The 17516-nt window shown below is 64.0% G+C and carries 15 protein-coding genes and 1 tRNA gene; 11 read left to right on the top strand and 5 right to left on the bottom strand.

The features are described from left to right. Window positions 1-63: 63 nt before the first annotated feature. The gene (gene uvrB / locus OVY29_RS11115) at window positions 64-2250 is read right to left on the bottom strand and encodes an excinuclease ABC subunit UvrB (RefSeq protein ID WP_313911396.1); all 2187 of its coding nucleotides are present in this window, start codon (window positions 2248-2250) and stop codon (window positions 64-66) included. 102 nt (window positions 2251-2352) lie between these two features. On the opposite strand from uvrB, the gene OVY29_RS11110 reads away from it, so the two are divergent. The 9 genes from OVY29_RS11110 (at window position 2353) to OVY29_RS11070 (ending at window position 11049) form a co-directional block, all read left to right on the top strand. Then, on the top strand, window positions 2353-2877 hold the full coding sequence (locus OVY29_RS11110) for a DUF3617 domain-containing protein (protein ID WP_037554070.1): 525 nt from the start codon (window positions 2353-2355) through the stop codon (window positions 2875-2877). Window positions 2878-3431: 554 nt separating this feature from the next. After that, a complete protein-coding gene (locus OVY29_RS11105) occupies window positions 3432-5189 on the top strand; it encodes a tetratricopeptide repeat protein (RefSeq protein ID WP_313911395.1) in 1758 nt (585 codons plus the stop codon). 54 nt (window positions 5190-5243) lie between these two features. Continuing rightward, complete coding sequence (locus tag OVY29_RS11100) at window positions 5244-6443, top strand: serine hydrolase domain-containing protein (protein ID WP_313911394.1); 1200 nt, start codon at window positions 5244-5246, stop codon at window positions 6441-6443. A gap of 46 nt (window positions 6444-6489) precedes the next feature. Further along, a complete protein-coding gene (locus tag OVY29_RS11095) occupies window positions 6490-6726 on the top strand; it encodes an acyl carrier protein (RefSeq protein ID WP_003039428.1) in 237 nt (78 codons plus the stop codon). Window positions 6727-6895: 169 nt separating this feature from the next. Next, entirely contained in the window at window positions 6896-8155 is a 1260-nt protein-coding gene (gene fabF, locus OVY29_RS11090) for a beta-ketoacyl-ACP synthase II (protein WP_037554125.1), read from the top strand. Window positions 8156-8451: 296 nt separating this feature from the next. Beyond that, entirely contained in the window at window positions 8452-9393 is a 942-nt protein-coding gene (gene mltG, locus OVY29_RS11085) for an endolytic transglycosylase MltG (protein WP_313911393.1), read from the top strand. A 92-nt stretch (window positions 9394-9485) separates the two neighbouring features. Next, entirely contained in the window at window positions 9486-10235 is a 750-nt protein-coding gene (locus tag OVY29_RS11080; protein WP_037554067.1) for an alpha/beta fold hydrolase, read from the top strand. Between the two features lie 197 nt (window positions 10236-10432). After that, a complete protein-coding gene (locus OVY29_RS11075) occupies window positions 10433-10813 on the top strand; it encodes a hypothetical protein (RefSeq protein ID WP_313911392.1) in 381 nt (126 codons plus the stop codon). Window positions 10814-10975: 162 nt separating this feature from the next. Further along, window positions 10976-11049: transfer RNA gene (locus OVY29_RS11070), tRNA-Met, on the top strand. Between the two features lie 390 nt (window positions 11050-11439). Here OVY29_RS11070 and OVY29_RS11065 read toward each other — a convergent pair. Further along, on the bottom strand, window positions 11440-11643 hold the full coding sequence (locus OVY29_RS11065) for a hypothetical protein (RefSeq protein WP_313911391.1): 204 nt from the start codon (window positions 11641-11643) through the stop codon (window positions 11440-11442). Window positions 11644-11674: 31 nt separating this feature from the next. Beyond that, window positions 11675-11929 carry a hypothetical protein gene (locus tag OVY29_RS11060; protein WP_313911390.1) on the bottom strand — a complete coding sequence of 85 codons (255 nt, stop codon included), beginning with the start codon at window positions 11927-11929 and terminating at the stop codon, window positions 11675-11677. A gap of 3028 nt (window positions 11930-14957) precedes the next feature. Between OVY29_RS11060 and OVY29_RS11055 the strand changes: the two genes are divergently transcribed. After that, a complete protein-coding gene (locus tag OVY29_RS11055; RefSeq protein WP_313911389.1) occupies window positions 14958-15167 on the top strand; it encodes a hypothetical protein in 210 nt (69 codons plus the stop codon). 615 nt (window positions 15168-15782) lie between these two features. Beyond that, window positions 15783-16289 (top strand): hypothetical protein, encoded by a 507-nt coding sequence (locus OVY29_RS11050; RefSeq protein ID WP_313911388.1) that lies wholly within the window; start codon window positions 15783-15785, stop codon window positions 16287-16289. Window positions 16290-16337: 48 nt separating this feature from the next. Here OVY29_RS11050 and OVY29_RS11045 read toward each other — a convergent pair whose 3' ends face one another. Beyond that, window positions 16338-17189, bottom strand: a complete 852-nt coding sequence (locus tag OVY29_RS11045; protein ID WP_313911387.1) for a MaoC family dehydratase N-terminal domain-containing protein — start codon at window positions 17187-17189, stop codon at window positions 16338-16340. Further along, entirely contained in the window at window positions 17189-17443 is a 255-nt protein-coding gene (locus tag OVY29_RS11040) for a hypothetical protein (RefSeq protein ID WP_313911386.1), read from the bottom strand. The genes OVY29_RS11045 and OVY29_RS11040 overlap by 1 nt, the downstream gene beginning before the upstream one ends. Window positions 17444-17516: the final 73 nt, after the last annotated feature.

Below are 17516 nucleotides of genomic sequence, written 5' to 3'. Positions count from 1 at the left end.
CTAAACGGTTAGAAGTTCCTCACGATAGTCACCACATCGAATGAGAAGAGTCCGTTTTGGTGGCTACCGCCCCCACTTCGTCTTGCTCGACTTCCCGAACCGTCCCTTGCGCGTCCCGGGCTTGCCCTCGTTCGAGCGGCCGACCCGCGGCGCCACTTGCTCATCCGGCGGCAGTCCCAGCTCGTCGGCCTCCAGCTTGCGGATTTCGTCGCGGAGGCGGCCGGCTTCCTCGAATTCGAGATCGGCCGCCGCATCGCGCATCTTCTTTTCGAGCTCGGCGATATAGGCGCGCAGATTGTGCCCGACCATGTGCGCGGGCTTGTCGTCGCCGATGTCGATCGTCACCTGATCCTTCGACGCGACATGCGCGATGATGTCGCCGATGTTGCGCTTGATCGTCTGCGGCGTGATGCCATGCTCGGCGTTATAGGCTTCCTGCTTTTCGCGGCGGCGGTCGGTTTCGCGCATCGCGCGTTCCATGCTGCCGGTGATGCGGTCGGCGTAGAGAATGACGCGGCCGTCGACGTTGCGTGCGGCGCGGCCGATCGTCTGGACGAGGCTGGTCTCGCTGCGCAGAAAGCCTTCCTTGTCGGCGTCGAGGATCGCGACGAGCCCGCATTCGGGAATGTCGAGCCCTTCGCGCAGCAGGTTGATCCCGACGAGCACGTCGAACACGCCGAGCCGGAGGTCGCGGATGATCTCGATGCGCTCGAGCGTCTCGACGTCCGAGTGCATGTAGCGGACCTTGAGGCCGGCTTCGTGGAGGAATTCGGTCAGATCCTCGGCCATGCGCTTGGTCAGCGTCGTCACCAGCGTGCGGTATCCCGCTGCGGCGGTCTTTTTCGCTTCGGCGATCAGGTCGTCGACCTGTTCCTCGACCGGCTTGATCTCGACCGGCGGGTCGATGAGGCCGGTGGGGCGGATCACCTGTTCGGCGAAGACGCCCTGGGTGCGGTCCATCTCCCACGTCCCCGGCGTCGCCGAGACGCTGACCGTCTGCGGTCGCATCAAATCCCATTCGGCAAAACGCAGCGGCCGGTTGTCGATGCAACTCGGCAGGCGGAAGCCATATTCGGCGAGGGTGATCTTGCGGCGATGGTCGCCCTTCGACATCGCGCCGATCTGCGGGATCGTTTGATGGCTCTCGTCGACGAAAAGCAAAGCATTGTCGGGCAGATATTCGAACAGCGTCGGCGGCGGCTCGCCGGGGAGGCGGCCGGTGAGGAAGCGGCTGTAATTCTCGATCCCCGCGCAGCTGCCCGTTGCGGCGATCATCTCGAGGTCGAAATTGGTGCGCTGTTCGAGCCGCTGCGCCTCGAGCAGCCGGCCTTCGGCTTCGAGTTCCTTGAGCCGCTCGGCGAGTTCGTGGCGGATCGCCTCGGTCGCCTGCTTGAGCGTCGGGCCGGGGGTGACATAGTGGCTGTTGGCATAGACGCGGACGTAATTGAGGTTCGCGATCTTCTTGCCCGTCAGCGGGTCGAACTCGGTGATCTCCTCGATCTCGTCGCCGAAGAAGCTGACGCGCCACGCCATATCCTCATAGTGCGAAGGGAAGATTTCGAGGCTGTCGCCGCGCACGCGGAAATTGCCGCGCGCGAAGGCCTGATCGTTGCGCTTGTACTGGAGCGCGACGAGCTTGCGGATGATCTCGCGGCTGTCGGCGACCTGGCCTTTCTTGAGGTCGAAGATCATCGCCGAGTAGGTCTCGACCGAGCCGATGCCGTAGAGGCACGACACCGACGCGACGATGATCACATCGTCGCGTTCGAGGAGCGCGCGCGTCGCCGAATGGCGCATGCGGTCGATCGCTTCGTTTACCGAGCTTTCCTTCTCGATATAGGTGTCCGACCGCGGGACATAGGCCTCGGGCTGGTAATAGTCGTAATAGCTGACGAAATATTCGACCGCATTGTTCGGGAAAAAGCTCTTGAACTCGCCATAGAGCTGCGCCGCGAGGATCTTGTTCGGCGCGAGGATGAGGGCGGGGCGTTGCAACTCGTCGATGACCTTTGCCATTGTGAAGGTTTTGCCCGATCCGGTGACGCCGAGCAGCACCTGATCGCGCTCGCCCGCGAGCGCGGTCGCGACCAGTTCCTTGATCGCGGTCGGCTGGTCGCCCGCGGGTTCATAGTCGCTGACCAGTTCGAACCGTTTGCCGCCTTCGACCTTTTCGGGGCGGGCGGGGCGATGCGGAACATAGCCTTCGGCGGTGTCGATTTCGTCGAGCGAGGTGCGAATCTGGATTGCCATCGCTGCCAATATGGTATCGATTGCGCCCAACGACAAACATAATGGCTCGCAACCAAATGGCCGCATCTGGGTTCGCCCATTTGCTCAACAGGAGGATGATTTATGAAGAAAATTCTGACGGTAGCGGCCATCGGCGCTCTGATCGCCGTGGCGGGTTGCAGCGGCGGCAAAACCGAAAACGAAAATGCCGGCGGCACGGTAAAGCGCGAGGCAGGCAACTGGAAGACCGACGTCAAGCTGGTCAAGTTCGAAGTTCCCGGCCTGCCGGCCGAAGCGAAGGACGCGATGTCCAAGCAGTTCGCAGCGGCGAGCGGCATGGATCAATGCTTCACGCAGGAACAGGTCGACAAGGAAGACATTGCGGCCGAACTCGCCAAGGGGCCGAACGGCGGCGGCGAATGCACCTGGTCCAAGAAGGAGGTCGCCGGCGGAAAGATCGACGTTGCGGGCACCTGCACCGCCAATGGCCAGACGGTCGACATGGCGATGGCCGGGACGATGGAAGCCAAGAAGACCGACGTCACGATCACGACCAAGGGCAAGGTTCCGACCGGCGGCGACATGGAAATGGTCATGCAGATGACCAGCACGCATACGGGCCCGTGCAAGGCAGCGACGACGACTTGAATCTTCGCGTCTATTTCGACGAACGATGGGGGCGCCGGTGGAAACCGGCGCCTTCTTCAATTCAAGCTGCCTCAAAACCAAGGCGGTCTCACGCCCGGCCGCCGGCTGACGCAGGGCGGCAGATGTCCTGTCCGGGTCGGCAAGCGTCGAGGGAGGGAAGATCGACTTGCCGGGCGACAGAACAGGTGGGGCTGTCGGGTCGCCCGGCGAAGTCTTGAAATGAAGCCTGAGGGGGATCGAAAGGTGCCAGGGACCAGCTCGCACCATTCGCCTTTTGGCTCCACACCGCGCCATCACAGGGATGCCGCGACGTCGGAAAGGATGCCAGAGTTTCGCCTGTGCGGCAGTTACAAGGGGTCACATGCCGCAATGTTGCCATTTGATAACCAATCCTTATCCCGTTTTCGCGCTTTTCCTTGCGGATTGGCGGGACGATTTTCTTCTGATATGACTCAAGGTTGCCGTGTTACCGTTACGTCAAAGTAACAACGGGTGGCCGCGCTGGCTGATTGGCGTATCTACCGCACCGCCCGTCGGGGGTATTTGAGGGTAGCATGGATCAGGCGAAAGCGAACGAGACACAGGATCCGGTAGAGGTCGACCGGATCATCGCCGAAGAGCTCGAGAAGCTGCTCGATTCCCCCCTGTTCACGCGTTCGCCCGTGCTGTCGCGGCTGCTGCAATTTCTTGTCGAACATCGCCTGCGCGGCGGGCGCAGCTCGCCCAAGGCCTATGCGATCGCGACCGAGGCGCTGGGGCGCAGCGAAGATTTCGATCCCGCCGTCGACAGCTATCCGCGCGTCATGGTCGGGCGGCTGCGCAGCCTGCTCGACCGCTATTATGCCGACACCCCCTGGGTGCATCGCCTGCGCGTACCGCAAGGCAGCTATGAGGTGGTCGTCCAATATCGTTCGGCGCCGCCGTCGTCGCGATCGGCTGACGGCGCGGCGGATGAAGATGACGTCAAGGCTGCAACGCTCCGACCAGCGGCCGCTCGCTCGGCCGCGTCCGGGCGCGTGTCTCGCGCTCGCGGTTACCGGTTCGGTCGATGGATCGTCGTGCTCATTCTGTTCGCGCTTGCGCTTTTCACCTTGTGGACGCTCCGCGAAGGCCCCGGCCGGCTCTTTGCCGGCGATCCGGTGCCCGTTCCATTGCTCGAAGTCAGCCCGCCGATGGCGGGGAATCTGCCCCAGTCGCGGGCGCTGGCGCGCGCGCTCGACGGCAAGCTGCGCGACGGGCTGCGGCGTTTCGATCTGATCGACCTGCTGAGTTCGAAAGCGCCGGGCGGCGCGGCGGCGCGAACGGGGGACTATCGTCTCGATACCTCGCTGGTTCGCACGGTCGAAGGCGACACCGATGTCACGCTCGTCCTCAACCGCGTCGCCGACCAGCGCGCGATCTGGTCGCAGCAGATGCGCCTGACCAGCGACGAAACCCCCGAATTCACCGCGATCGAACCGCTGATTGCCCAGCTTGCCGGCGACTATGGCGTGATCGTGCGCGACCAGGTTCAGCGCCAGCCCGACAATTTCGCGGCGGGCTTTCCCTGCCTCGCGCAATTCAACCGGATGCGCCAGATGCGCAGTGCGGCGTCGGCGAAGCGGGTCGACGCCTGCTTGCGCGCGACGATCGAGGCGACACCGCGCGATCCGGTCGCGCTCACCGCGCTGTCGCTCGTGCGCTATGGTGACTGGCAGCCGCAGCGGTTGACGCCGGCGGGCCGCGAAGCCTTGGGCGAAGCGCGCGCGCTTGCGCTGCGCTCCTATGAAAGCAGCCCCAATTCGGCGGCGGGCCTGTTCGCGATGGCGCGCGCCAATTTCTATTCGGGCAATTGCGCCGGCGGCAACGCGATGGGCGACGCGGCGCTCGCGCTCAATCCCTATGATGCCGACATGTCGGGCTTCCTCGGCTTGTTCAAGCTCGCCTGCGGGCAAGCGGAGGAGGGCGAGGCGCTGCTCCGGCGGTCGTTGCAGCTCGACGCCTCCTATCCCGGGGTTCCCGCAGTCACGCTGGCCTTTGTCCTGTCGCAGCGCGGCGAGCAGGCGGAAGCACAGCGGATCCTCGACCAAATGCCGTCGCCCAGCAATATGGAGCCGCAATATATGATGGTGCGCGCGGTCGTGCTCGCGCGGCAGGGCGATCTGGCCGCGGCGCGCGCGCAGTGGAAGCGCCTGCTCGCCTATACGCGCCAGCCCGCGGACGCGGCGCCCGAAACCGTGCTCGGCCGCTTCATGATCACCCCGGCGGTAATCCAGGCCGCCTCGGCGGCGCTCCGCGATTCGGGCGTCGTCGCCGCCAAAGCGGCGCCGTAAGCGACGCTTGACCGCCTACTTGACCGCAGGGTTGATGCCGCGCACGGTGGTGCCATGTTGTCCGCCTTTGCTCTGCTGGCCCTCGCCGCACCGCCGCCGCCGGCGGCGGTCGCGGTGCATTTCAACCGCGACGGAAAGGTCGAAACGCGCGTCGCGGACGGCCTCGCCGATCGCGCGGGCGGCAGGCCGGTCGGCCCCGACGATCCCGTGCGTATCGCGTCGGTTTCGAAACTGGTCGTGGCATTGGGCGTGTTGCGGCTCGTGGAGGCGGGGCGTCTCGACCTCGACCGCGATGTATCGGACTATCTCGGCTGGCGGCTGCGGCACCCTGCCTATCCGGACCGGCCGATCAGCCTCGCGCAGCTGCTGGGGCACCGTTCGGGGCTGAACGACGACACCGATTATGCGCTGCCGCTCGACGCCGATCTCGAAACCGCACTTCGCGATCCCGCGGCGTGGGACAAGGCGCGCGCGCCGGGCGGCGACTTCGCCTACGCCAATTTCAACTATCCGGTCGTCGCGGCGGCGATCGAAGCGGCGACCGGCGAGCGGTTCGACGCGGCGATGGCGCGGCTGGTTTTTCGTCCGCTCGGCCTCGACGCCTGTTTCAACTGGCCGGCGTGCAGCGACGCCGCTGTCGCGCGTGCCGTCGTGCTGCACGATGCTGACGGCAATGTGGTGCGCGACGACCTGAAAGGGCAGCGCCCGGCCTGTCCCGTCGTGCCCGCGACTGACGGCAGCTGCGACGTCGCGAGCTATCGGCTCGGCCGCCACGGTGCGGGGTTCAGCCCGCAGGGCGGACTGCGCATTTCTGCCAACGGGCTCGCACGCATCGGGGTGATGCTGCTGCGCCGGGGGGGCGGTTTCCTGAAAGCCAAAAGCCTTGCCCGGCTGGAGGCGATGGCGCCCGTCCGGCCGACGAGCGGCGAGGGGACGGGCGGTTTTTTCTGCGAATATGGCATGGCCATGCACAGCACCGGCGGCCCGGCGCTGCGCGATCCGGCCTGCCACGACGACCTGTTCGGCGATGGACGGCTGCGGCTCGGGCATTCGGGTGACGCTTATGGATTGCGCTCGGGGCTGTGGTTCGACCTTGAAGGCGGTGAGGGCATTGCCTATTTCGTCACGCAGGTGCCGGAGGGGCAGAAAGGGATACGGTCGGCCTATAGCGCTGCGGAGGAAAGGCTGGTCGACGCGGCGCTTCGCCGCGCGGCCAATGCCAGCCCCCTTGCCAGCCCCGCCCACCGGCACTAGGGCAATTTTCAACATTCACGAACAGGTCAGAAAAAAGGAACTGTGCATGAGCGATTCGGCCGAAAAGGTTAAAAAGATCGTCGTCGAACATCTGGGCGTCGAAGCCGACAAGGTCACCGAGGAAGCGAGCTTCATCGACGATCTGGGCGCCGACAGCCTCGACATCGTCGAACTGGTGATGGCGTTCGAAGAAGAATTTGGCGTCGAAATCCCCGACGACGCGGCGGAAAAGATCGCCACCGTCAAGGACGCGATCGACTATATCGAAGCGAACAAGGGCTAAGTCCTTGCTGTCCGGCGTGGCCGGACGCGGCGGCGACGCCGCCAACGCGTTTCCGGCTTCCCGGTCCCGAGCGCTCGCGCGCAGTGGCCGGGAAGCTTTTTTTATGGACATGCGTCTTCAAGGATGACGCGGCACCCTGCGGGGGCAGGGGTCGATGAAAGGAATGATTATGCGCCGGGTTGTGGTGACGGGTCTGGGTTTGGTGACGCCGCTGGGCGGCGATGTCGAAACCAGCTGGAAGAATCTGATCGCGGGCAAATCGGGCGCCGGCACGATCACCCATTTCGACGCGTCGGACCAGAAATGCACGATCGCCTGCGAGGTCAAGGGTCCCGACCATGAATATGGCTTCGACCCCGGCAAGCGCGTCGATCACAAGGTGCAGCGGCAGGTCGATCCCTTCATCATCTTTGGCATCGACGCCGCGGGCCAGGCGCTCGAGGACGCGGGCCTGACCGACATGACCGAGGAGCAGAAGGTGCGCGCCGGCTGTTCGATCGGTTCGGGCATCGGGGGCCTGCCGGGCATCGAGAGCGAAAGCCTGCTGCTCGCCGAAAAGGGGCCGGGCCGCGTTTCGCCGCACTTCGTTCATGGCCGCCTGATCAACCTGATCTCGGGCCAGGTCAGCATCAAATATGGCCTCAAGGGTCCGAACCACGCGGTGGTGACCGCCTGCTCGACCGGCGCGCATTCGATCGGCGACGCCGCGCGGATGATCCGCGACGATGACGCCGACATCATGCTCGCGGGCGGCGCCGAGGCGACGATCTGCCCGATCGGCATCGCGGGCTTCGCGCAGGCGCGTGCGCTCAACATGAGCTATAACGACCGCCCTGAACAGGCGAGCCGCCCCTATGACAAGGACCGCGACGGTTTCGTGATGGGCGAGGGCGCGGGCGTCGTCGTGCTCGAGGAATATGAACATGCCAAGGCGCGCGGCGCGAAAATCTACGCCGAAGTCGTGGGTTATGGTTTGTCGGGCGACGCCTATCACGTCACCGCGCCCGATCCCGAAATGGACGGCGCCTTCCGCTCGATGAGCGCGGCGCTGAAAAAGGCGGGCATGACCCCCGCCGACATCGACTATATCAATGCGCACGGCACCTCGACGATGGCCGACACGATCGAACTGGGTGCGGTGAAGCGCCTGTTCGGCGACGCGATGGCCAATGTCTCGATGAGTTCGACCAAATCGGCGATCGGCCACCTGCTCGGCGGCGCGGGCGCGGTCGAGACGATCTTCTGCATCCTCGCGATCCGCGACCAGATCGTGCCGCCGACGCTCAACCTCGACAATCCCGACGAGGGCACCGAGGGCGCCGATCTGGTCCCGAAGGTCGCGAAGAAGCGCAAGGTGAAGGCCGCGCTCAACAACAGCTTCGGCTTCGGCGGCACCAACGCCAGCCTGATCGTCAAGGCGGTCGACTGATCCTGATCCTCCCTGTCGCGCAGCGATGGGGAGGGGGACCGCTCGCGAAGCGAGTGGTGGAGGGGCAGCGACGGTTGCGCCATTGGCCCCTCCGTCAGCGCTTCGCGCTGCCACCTCCCCATGGCTACGCCACAGGGAGGATCGAAACCCTCTTTCCTACATTATCCCGCCATGCTTTACCCTCGGAACGACCTGCCGGGACCACCGGCTTAAAACCACAAAGGACACAATCAGGCCCTGCACACGCGGGTCTTTTGTGGCTTTAAGCGTGGCTATATGACTGACGGGAGAATGGCGTGCATCCGTTCCGCTGGTTGACGATCGCGATCTTCGCGCTGGCGCTCGCCGCTTGTTCGCCCGGCGCGCCGAAGGATGCCGAGGTCGTGATCCCTGAGGGCGCGAGCATCGCGAAGGCGGGCGAGATTCTCGAGGACGCCGGGCTCGTCTCGGCGTCGAGCTTTTGCAATCAGGCGCGCTTCTTCGGCTCGGACGAGCCGATCAAACCCGGCGAGTATAAAATCGAAAAGGGGATGGATGCGGGCGACATCCTTGCGCTGTTCCAATCGGGCAAGACGATCCAGCGGCTGGTGATGATCCCCGAAGGCATGCCCTCGATCATGGTGTGGGAACGGCTGATGGCCGAGCCGCGTCTCAAGGGCGAAATTCCCGTGCCCGCCGAAGGCAGCATATTGCCCGACAGCTATGCCTTCACGACCGGCGAGACCCGCGCCGCGGTCGTGAAGCGGATGCAGGCGGCGATGGACAAGGCGTTTGGCGAACTTTGGGCGAAGCGCACGCCGCGCGCCGCGGTCAAGAACCGCAACGAAACGATAACGCTCGCGTCGATCGTCGAGAAGGAAACCGCCGTCGCCGCCGAGCGCCGCACCGTCGCGGGTGTCTATACCAACCGCCTCGGCGTCGGGATGCGGCTTCAGGCCGATCCGACGATCATCTATCCGGTCACCAAGGGCAAGCCGCTCGGCCGCCGCATCCTGCGCTCCGAAATCCAGGCGGTGAACGGCTACAACACCTACAGCATGGCCGGGCTGCCCAAAGGGCCGATCGCGAACCCGGGCAAGGCGTCGATCGCCGCCGTGCTCGACCCGCAAGCGAACGACTATCTCTTCTTCGTCGCGCAGGGCGACGGCAGCCATGTGTTTGCACGGACGCTGTCCGAGCATAATGCCAATGTCCAGAAATGGTATGCGCTCCGCCGCGAGCGGGGGGAGATGGAGTAAATATTCGTCGCCCCCGCGGAGGCGGGGGCCGCTGTCAGCGTAGCATGACCCCGACGGCGCCCCCGCCTTCGCGGGGCGACAGGAGAGTGCATATGACCGCCAAACTCTTCATCCACGGCGTTCCCGACAGCCCGGCGATCTGGCGGCCCTTGCTCGCCGCGCTCGAGCTTGGCGACACGCCCGTCGCGGTCCCCGCGCTGCCAGGCTTCACCGCACCGCTGCCCGAGAGCTTTGCCGCGACCAAGGAGGCCTATGCCGATTGGGCGATTGGTCAGGCCGAGACATTGGTCGCCGCGCACGGCCCGATCGACATCGTCGGCCACGATTGGGGCGCGCTGATCGCCCAGCGCGTTGCGATGCTGCGCCCCGACCTGATCCGCAGCTGGGCGATCTCGAACGCGGTGATCGAGCCCGACTATCGCGGCCACCGCATCGCGCGCATCTGGAACACGCCGATCCTCGGCGAAATCTTCATGGCGCTGAGCAGGGCCGACAAGCTCGCCGACGGCCTCGCGGCACAGGGCATGCCCGCCGACATCGCGCGCGAAGAGGCCGAGCAGTGGAAGAGCAGGGACAAGCGCCGCGCGATCCTCAAACTCTATCGTTCGGCGAAGGGGTTGAGCTTTGCGCACGACTGGGCGCTGGACATCCCGAAATTGCCCGTGAACGGTACGCTGATCTGGGGCGCGGGCGATCCCTATGTCGAGCTGTCGGTTGCCCGGCGCTACACCGCGAACACGGGCACGCCGCTGACGGTGATCGAAGGGGCGGGGCACTGGGCGATCGCCGAACGCCCGGCCGAAGTTGCTGCGGCGCTCCGCGTCTTCTGGAACGGGCTGTAGAACCCGCATAATTTTATTTCATCGGTTTGCACGATTATTGTGACGCAATAAATCGATTGGAGCGCGGATCCGATCCGGCGAAGTGGACATATCGAGAAGGGCGTCCTGTGGACGATGGCAAACCTCCCCGAAATTGCCCCGCCCATCCCTCTCAAGCAGATGGCCCGGACCTCCCCCACCAGCCGGACCATGGCGCCGTGCCCATCATCGCGACCGCGACGATGGGTGCAGCGGATCGCCTTTTCGACGCGCTGCGCGCGCTGCGCATTTCCGCCGAACACCAATCATCGCCGCGCATATCACGCTCTTTCTTGGCTGCCGCCGTGCCTCGACGAACTCGAGCGCCTGTTCGCCGGATCGCCGCCGACGCGCCTGCCCGCCGCGACGCTGCGCGAAGTCTATTCGCTGGGCGGGGCGTCTTCCATCAGTACGAATTGCTCGCGCGCGTATCGCCGACCATTTCCGCGGGCATGCTGACCGCACAGGACCGAAATTGCCGCGGCTCCCACATCACCGTGCAGAACAAAATTCGCCGCGGCCAAGGCGCCGCGCGCTGCCTCGCAAGCGCTGGCGTGTGATTTCCGTCCGCGCGCGCTTACGATCCACCGGACTCGCGGCCATCACTACCGCGGCAGCCCGTGGGAATGCACCTTCGCGCGCAGTTTTCCGGACCGCGCAGATGATGGCGCGACGAGGCCTGCCTATGGGCGCGGCTCACCCGATACTGACGACCTTACGAGGGCGGAAGCGCTCAGCAGGTTAGAGCAGCGGAATCATAATCCGCGTGTCAGGGGTTCAAGTCCCTCCTCCGCTGCAAGACCCCAAATTCCACAAAGTCCGTGTCGTCGATGCGATAATCACCTCAACCAAATCAAATATTTCTGGCGTCCTCTGCGGGCCGTTCGGGTCCATCCACGCGTCCGTCTGGAATCCGCCTGCAGCGATTTGATTCAGGGCCAGACGAGACATTTTTTGCCTGTCCACGAAACAGGCGGCGAGATACCCCGGATGGCTCTCAGACCTCGAAATCAAATATGCGGCGCGCCGCGCGACTATAAACTCTTCGATGGCGAGGGCTGTGCGCTCGTCCGCCCCGGCGGATCGAAGCCTCAGCGCCTCAAATACGCCTTCATTAGCGGAAAAAGACTGGCACTCAGCCTCGGCAAATATCCGCGGTTTCGGCGGCTGCCGCGCGGCAGACGCACTACGCCAAGGCGTTGCTCGCCAAGGGCATCGATCCCAGCAGGGAAAAAAAGGCCAAAGCGGCTTCGGGCACCGCTCGAACTTTCGGAAGCCGGTCGCGCAGGCATGGCGCCGAATCGATGTGGAACGGTACCGCCGCCGGGTCATAGCCGCACTGGGCGCGATCTTTCCGGCGCTTAACGAAGCGCGATATCAAATCGATCACCGCCGGAAGTCCACTCGAGTCGTACGTCTCGTCAGGCGCGCGGTGCGCTGGATATCAGCGCCGCGTGAAGCGAGGCATCAGGCGGAGTGTTTCGGTTCGCGATCGCAAGCGGCTGGGCGACGACCGATCCGTGATCAGCCTCGAACGTGCGCTCAAACTGCAAGCCTAGAGTAAAGGCGCCATGGCGAAGGTTTCGCTCGCCGAGCTGCCCGGACTTGTGGGCACGATCCCAGGAATTATGGCGGCGAGGCGGATGGTCGTCGACGCGAAACCGCGCGATCGCCATGCCTGTTCGCACTGTAACTTAGGTCCGAGACAAGCAGAGCGCGTTTTCCGAGTGGGACGAGTTTGAGGATCTTGAGGGGCGAGATCCTCTCTGGCAGCTCGCGAACGGATGAAGATGGGCACGAAGCATCTGGTACCGCTCTCCTCCCCAGGTTGTCGAGATATTGCTGCCGCCGAAGTGCGTCGAACGATCGCTTCGTCTTCCCCGGCGAAGCCGAACAAGCCGTTCAGCCAATACGATGATCTACGCCTGCTACCGCATGGGCTACCTCGGCAAGCAGACCATCCATGATTTTCGGCGAGAACCAGATCGACCTGGGGCCAGCAAAGCCGAATGCTATCGTCCCGACTTGGATCGAGATGGCGCTTGCCCATGAGAAGTAAGGGACAGGGGAGTTCAGATTACTACAACAGCGCTCTTTATCTCACCGCGAGGCGGATGCTTCAGGATTGGGCCGACAGATTACTGGACGGCCCCGCATTGCTCAGGCGCGCGAAAAAAAATGTGTCAAGCGCGGCTGCAATGCCCATATTGCAGGCCAAGGGAGCCGGAGCGACAGGACGATATCTTCCTCCAGTGGCGAACAGCTGCCGCACTGGCATCCACGTACCGGATGCTCTTCCTAGCTGCGGCGGGAAACCACAAAGAACGCAGGCCGCTCGGCCGCGCTGCAGGCTGGGGAATGCTCGATGGGCGGTGGTTGACCGGGCGGTCCGGATCGCGAGGTGCCGCCCATCGGTCTTCAAACGGGCATTGCCTATCTTCGGACGGGGTCCGCCCGCCTCATGATCTCAGAGCGTCTTCTCGGGCCGGAAGGACGGCGCGATCGTGTATGAAGAGTGTATCGACCGTGGGGTTGATCAGTCCACCATCGCTGTAAAATTTGTCCGAGCGAAATGACGGTTGCGCGTGTCAAAGTAGCTTTATTGCGCGACAAAAGCGCGATCTGGTGCTGGACGATGCTTTGTACGTAGAGCCTGTAATGCCGATCCCAGGAAAGTTGCCGCGTCGACAGGATCACAACAACTGGAAGCCTGATGCGAAGAGCCGACCGTTAGCGATATAGACTTGGCCATTTTGCCGCTCGCTGACATATGCCGACCGAATCCCGGTACGCGGGTCGACGAGGCGAAAGCTGATCGAAAAGATTCGAGACCGCGCCGCAATATTGGGACATGCCCTGGGACCGGATCGACTGGCTCTACAAAAGGATGGTGTTCGCGCGCAGGGCATCCGCTGCTGGCCAGTGCGCGGGAGGGGACGACGGCCTGTGGACCGGCGTGCAAAGGACCCGTTAGCAGGGTGATCTGGCGTAAAAGGACCCCTCGACTGATGGTTTAAGCAGCCGGCTGGATAATCAGGCGGCGAGATCGGGATATTGGTTTTGGAGACGGTGGTTCCGGATTCGGCGCGGTATGCCGGTGGTAAGGCGATCAGACGTCGCGCGGGATTTGCATGTGTCGCGGTGATCCGCAAGGCGATCCAGAGCGCCGGAAGGCACATTCGACTATCAGCGCAGTTTCAGCCGCGCCGTCGGTCGTTTCAGGATCGGCCGATACGCTGCTGGAAGGGAATGAGGTACGTAGCGCAGCGACTGCGGATGACGCGGATCCATGACCTGCTGGTGCGCGAAGGTTTGAAACCTACGTGCGATGCGCCGCTACACACGGCGCGCGGAAAACCCTTCGGCGCGCAAGGATGCCGGCGATGGGTATCTGCCTTCATCCCGCTGACGTTCAAGCCGGGCGAGGCCACCGCAGTTCGACTGGAGCCATGAGGATGTAGAGATCATGGCACACCGATGCGAAGTGAAGGTGCGCACCTGCATTTGTGCGCATCGCGAGCGGTCTATGTCGAGCCTATCCACGCGAGCCGGAGATGCTGTTCGACGCGCATGCGCGCGGCTTGCCTTCTTCGGCGGCGTGCAGGGCGCGGCATCTACAGTCGCTATAAGACAGCGGTGACCAGCGTGATACCGGCAGAACAGGTCTTCAACCGGCGGTTCCCTGATCATGACCGCCCAGTATGATCGAGCCGTGCCTGCTCCGCCTGCGGCGGATGGGAGAAGGGCAGGTCGAGCAGGTGCGAACTTGATCCAGGCCGCTTCTTCGCTTGGCGGTTGCGGTTCGCCAGCCTCGAGAGGCAATGGCTGGCTGGAGCCGAGTGTCGGCGCTGGGCGGAACGGCAGGCGCATCCTGAGCCAGGGCAGAAGCTAACCGTGGCGCGCAGGCTGGAGATCGGGTGATCGGCACTGCAACCGATGCAGGGCCGTTCGACGGCTTCAACGAGCGAGCATGCCGTGACGACTCTAAAATCTTCGACCGCAGCCGCCTCCAGTTCTCTCGACGATGGCGCGGCGCACGGTGCAGGTCCGTGCCTATGCCGACCACATCATCATGCGCTGCGGCGAGAGGTTGTCGCCGAGCATCACTCGCTACTTCGGGCGTAACCGCACGATTTGACCCTGGCATTATCTGCCGGTGCTGGCCCGCGCAAACCCAGCGCGCTACAGGGTGGTGCGCCCTTCCAGGACTAGGATCTGCCGCCGGCACTGGCTCGCCACGCCGCAAGCTGGGGAACGGCTGACGATGCCGACGCCGGTTCGTCCGTGTGCTGTCGTATGCTGACCGATAAGCGCACTGGATCCGGTCAAACGGCCGTGCGCGAAAGCACTGGCGACCGGCACGGCAGGCGACATCCCGATCCTCAATATCCTGGCGCGCCGCCGCAAACCGCCGCGCCCACCACGATCATCACCTCCGAGGATAGCGCGCTACGCCATCGCCGATCGCCGACTGCGCCCCGTTACGACCAGCTGAGGGACCTTCGATGCGGCATGACATGATCGGGCAGTGCGCGGGCTTGAACCAGGGCATAGCGGGCGCGTTCGACGATGCGATCACCGCAGCCTTCAGCGCCAGCGCACCACGATAAAGTCTGACCGACCTTCTGCGGGCGGAGCGACGCATCACCATGCCGCGATCGATCCATTACGCACCGGATGGCAGCCCGCCAAAAGCTACCGGTCGTGAAGGATATCGATGCGTTCGGTTCGAGCACACCGATCGGCGAGGGCTGGTGCGTTCATTTACAGCGCGTTTCATCCTGCCACACGGCGCAATATCGTCTGGTGGGGCGGCACGGGCGCGGCAAGACCCTACAGCCCATCGCTATCGCCCGCCAATGTCGTTCGCTCGGGTGCCCAGGCCGCTACTTCAACGCACCGTCGATCTGGTGACCCGCCTCTGAGGAAGAGGGCCGGGATCGGCAGGCGATGCACTTTCGCCGCCCAGCTCGCCACCTCGATCTCGTGGTGCTGGATGAGCTGGGCTATCACCATTCGCCCACTCCGGGCGGCCAGTTACTCGATCGCGTGACCCATCATTGCGTATCGTCAGACCAGCAATGACAGCTGGCGCTGAAACCGCAGCCACCCCATGAGCACTCCGATTAAAAGATGCCTTTGCGCTGCGCGCGCGCCTCCGATCGAAACCGCCCTCCCGCCGCGCGCAGCTTCCAGAGGCGCGTGTCGATCAACTGCGCCATCTTGAAAAGGGGTCCGCACCGCGCGCCGATAGGGGTTACGTTTGCACGCCGATTGACAGACTGACCTCCAGTCCTTGGGCGCTCCGTGCCGCCTGATCTATGATCGCTTGCGAGGCGGCCGGGTCGATGACCCGATATTGGCGCGCCATCCCGATTCTCCCGGGCGTTCGAATGAGGTGCCGCCTCCTGACGCACTGCCCGACCTTGCGCCGGCAGAGCTTCGCCCGATGGATGCGAGGTGGCTGACGGGATTTACCTATTGGGGGCCCGTCTCGCCCTACGAGATATTCCGGGGCTGGACACCTGAATGCCGGAAACTCTTTCCGGATTATCCCAAGGATCTGCGCGTCGTCACCGACGACAGCTCGCTCGTCCATTTTCCCTGGACCCCAAAACGGTCAAGCGAAAGGGGCTCGATGGCCGGAACGCGGTGGCGATCGTCGATGCCACCGAATGGTCGGGGACCTCGATAACGCTGCACAGAGCGATCGAGAAGACTCATGATCGCTGGATGTTGCGCGCCAGCTTCAGCGACCTGGCGCTCCACCGAAGCCGGAAATATGTCGACCTCTACACGCTCCCCGACATGGTCGCGGCGGTTTCGCTCATTCTTGCCGTTGACGCTGAACGTATGTTCCGGCGAGCCAATGAAGCCGGAATGCAGTCCAATGTGACGATAAGGATTTCCGCAGAGGGCCTCCGCGAAGATATGCGGGAGCATTTCGCCCAGAGGATCGCTGACATGCTCGCGCGCCGCGTCGTTGCTATAGAACCGGCGGGAAATGCGGCATCCGTGCAGGTTGAATTGACATAGGTCATCCGTGGGCGGCCATGGCCTGGCTCTCGTCCGATGCGGGCTTGTTCAAACCGCGGCGGTTGCTGTCATGATCTGCCGAGCGTCAGCGGTGAAAGCCCCGAGCTCGATTGTGTCGTTCGCGCTTCGGAGCGCCAGATGAAGCTCTTCGTTGGCAACTGCCGGGGCAATGCCGCGAAAGTCGAAGCGCCTGAGCACATTGTCGCCGAATTGCCGCGCCGCGAGGTCGAGGAGCAAGGTTGCGGTTAGCGGGCCGTGGACGACGAGACCGGGATAGCCTTCTTCCCGGGTCGCATAGGGCACATCATAATGAATGCGATGGCTATTGAAGGTCAGAGCCGAATAGCGGAACAGCAGCGATTCCGATGGTTGCAGCATCCGGTGAGCATCCCATGCAGTAGGATCGAAGCGATCGGCGCGGCGGGGCGCCTGTGCCGGAGGCGCACCCGTCGGTGACGGTTCGCGAAAGACGATCGACTGGATCTCGCGCACGCACAGCGTGCCATCGGCGCGGGTTTCGTGCGCGATCTCGGCAAAGACCAGCTTCCCGGTTTCTCCTTGCTTTTCGATGATAGACGCGACGCGAGAGGTTCTTCTGACTTTTTGGTCCGGCCGCAGCGCGGCGATGAATTCGACCTTGCTTGCGGCCCACATGCGGCGGGGCAGGGGGACCGGCGGCAGGAAGCTCGATGCACTGTCGTCGCGCACCGGATGCCCGTCGATCCCGAGCGCAGCGGTCGGCGCGTCGGGCAGGCAGAGGCACCAGTGATAGGCTTGCGGCACGCTGCCGTCCGGGGGTGTGCTTCGATCGAATGTTGCGAGCCAGCGTGCGACCGCGGACTTGTCGACCCGGTCCTGGCGCGTTTCTTCGCGGCCGATCCACGCATCCCATTCGCTCATCAATTGCGCCCTCCGGTCTGCCCGGGCACGATGGCCTGCGCTTCGTCATTCACGCCGGCTTTCTCGAGCTGCTCCCCCGATGCCGCGGTGATCGAGACCGGCACGTCGCTCAATTGCTGCTCGCGCTTTTGCGCCGTGACGACGATCTCGGCGATCCCGCGTTCCGCAGATGTATCGCTGGTGTCACTCGCGCTCGCATCCTGCGCGATGGCCATTTGCGGCATGGCCGCCAAAAGCGCCGCGCTTGCCAGCAATATCGACCTGTTAGGCGAACCTTTTTTCATCATCGATCTCCCCAAGGCACATTTCGTGCGTGCTATGTTTTCG

Origin of the sequence: Sphingopyxis sp. SE2 (assembly GCF_032227185.1) — a bacterium.
Taxonomy (GTDB): Bacteria; Pseudomonadota; Alphaproteobacteria; order Sphingomonadales; family Sphingomonadaceae; genus Sphingopyxis.
Note: the sequence above shows the minus strand (reverse complement) of the source record. Positions and strands in the feature narration are given on the sequence as shown.

What these genes read in the sequence shown, in the direction of transcription:
- uvrB (WP_313911396.1), bottom strand. Translation starts at nt 2,250, where the DNA reads ATGGCAATCCAGATTCGCACCTCGCTCGACGAAATCGACACCGCCGAA.
- OVY29_RS11110 (WP_037554070.1), top strand. Translation starts at nt 2,353, where the DNA reads ATGAAGAAAATTCTGACGGTAGCGGCCATCGGCGCTCTGATCGCCGTG.
- OVY29_RS11105 (WP_313911395.1), top strand. Translation starts at nt 3,432, where the DNA reads ATGGATCAGGCGAAAGCGAACGAGACACAGGATCCGGTAGAGGTCGAC.
- OVY29_RS11100 (WP_313911394.1), top strand. Translation starts at nt 5,244, where the DNA reads ATGTTGTCCGCCTTTGCTCTGCTGGCCCTCGCCGCACCGCCGCCGCCG.
- OVY29_RS11095 (WP_003039428.1), top strand. Translation starts at nt 6,490, where the DNA reads ATGAGCGATTCGGCCGAAAAGGTTAAAAAGATCGTCGTCGAACATCTG.
- fabF (WP_037554125.1), top strand. Translation starts at nt 6,896, where the DNA reads ATGCGCCGGGTTGTGGTGACGGGTCTGGGTTTGGTGACGCCGCTGGGC.
- OVY29_RS11080 (WP_037554067.1), top strand. Translation starts at nt 9,486, where the DNA reads ATGACCGCCAAACTCTTCATCCACGGCGTTCCCGACAGCCCGGCGATC.
- OVY29_RS11060 (WP_313911390.1), bottom strand. Translation starts at nt 11,929, where the DNA reads ATGGCGATCGCGCGGTTTCGCGTCGACGACCATCCGCCTCGCCGCCAT.
- OVY29_RS11050 (WP_313911388.1), top strand. Translation starts at nt 15,783, where the DNA reads ATGCCGGAAACTCTTTCCGGATTATCCCAAGGATCTGCGCGTCGTCAC.
- OVY29_RS11045 (WP_313911387.1), bottom strand. Translation starts at nt 17,189, where the DNA reads ATGAGCGAATGGGATGCGTGGATCGGCCGCGAAGAAACGCGCCAGGAC.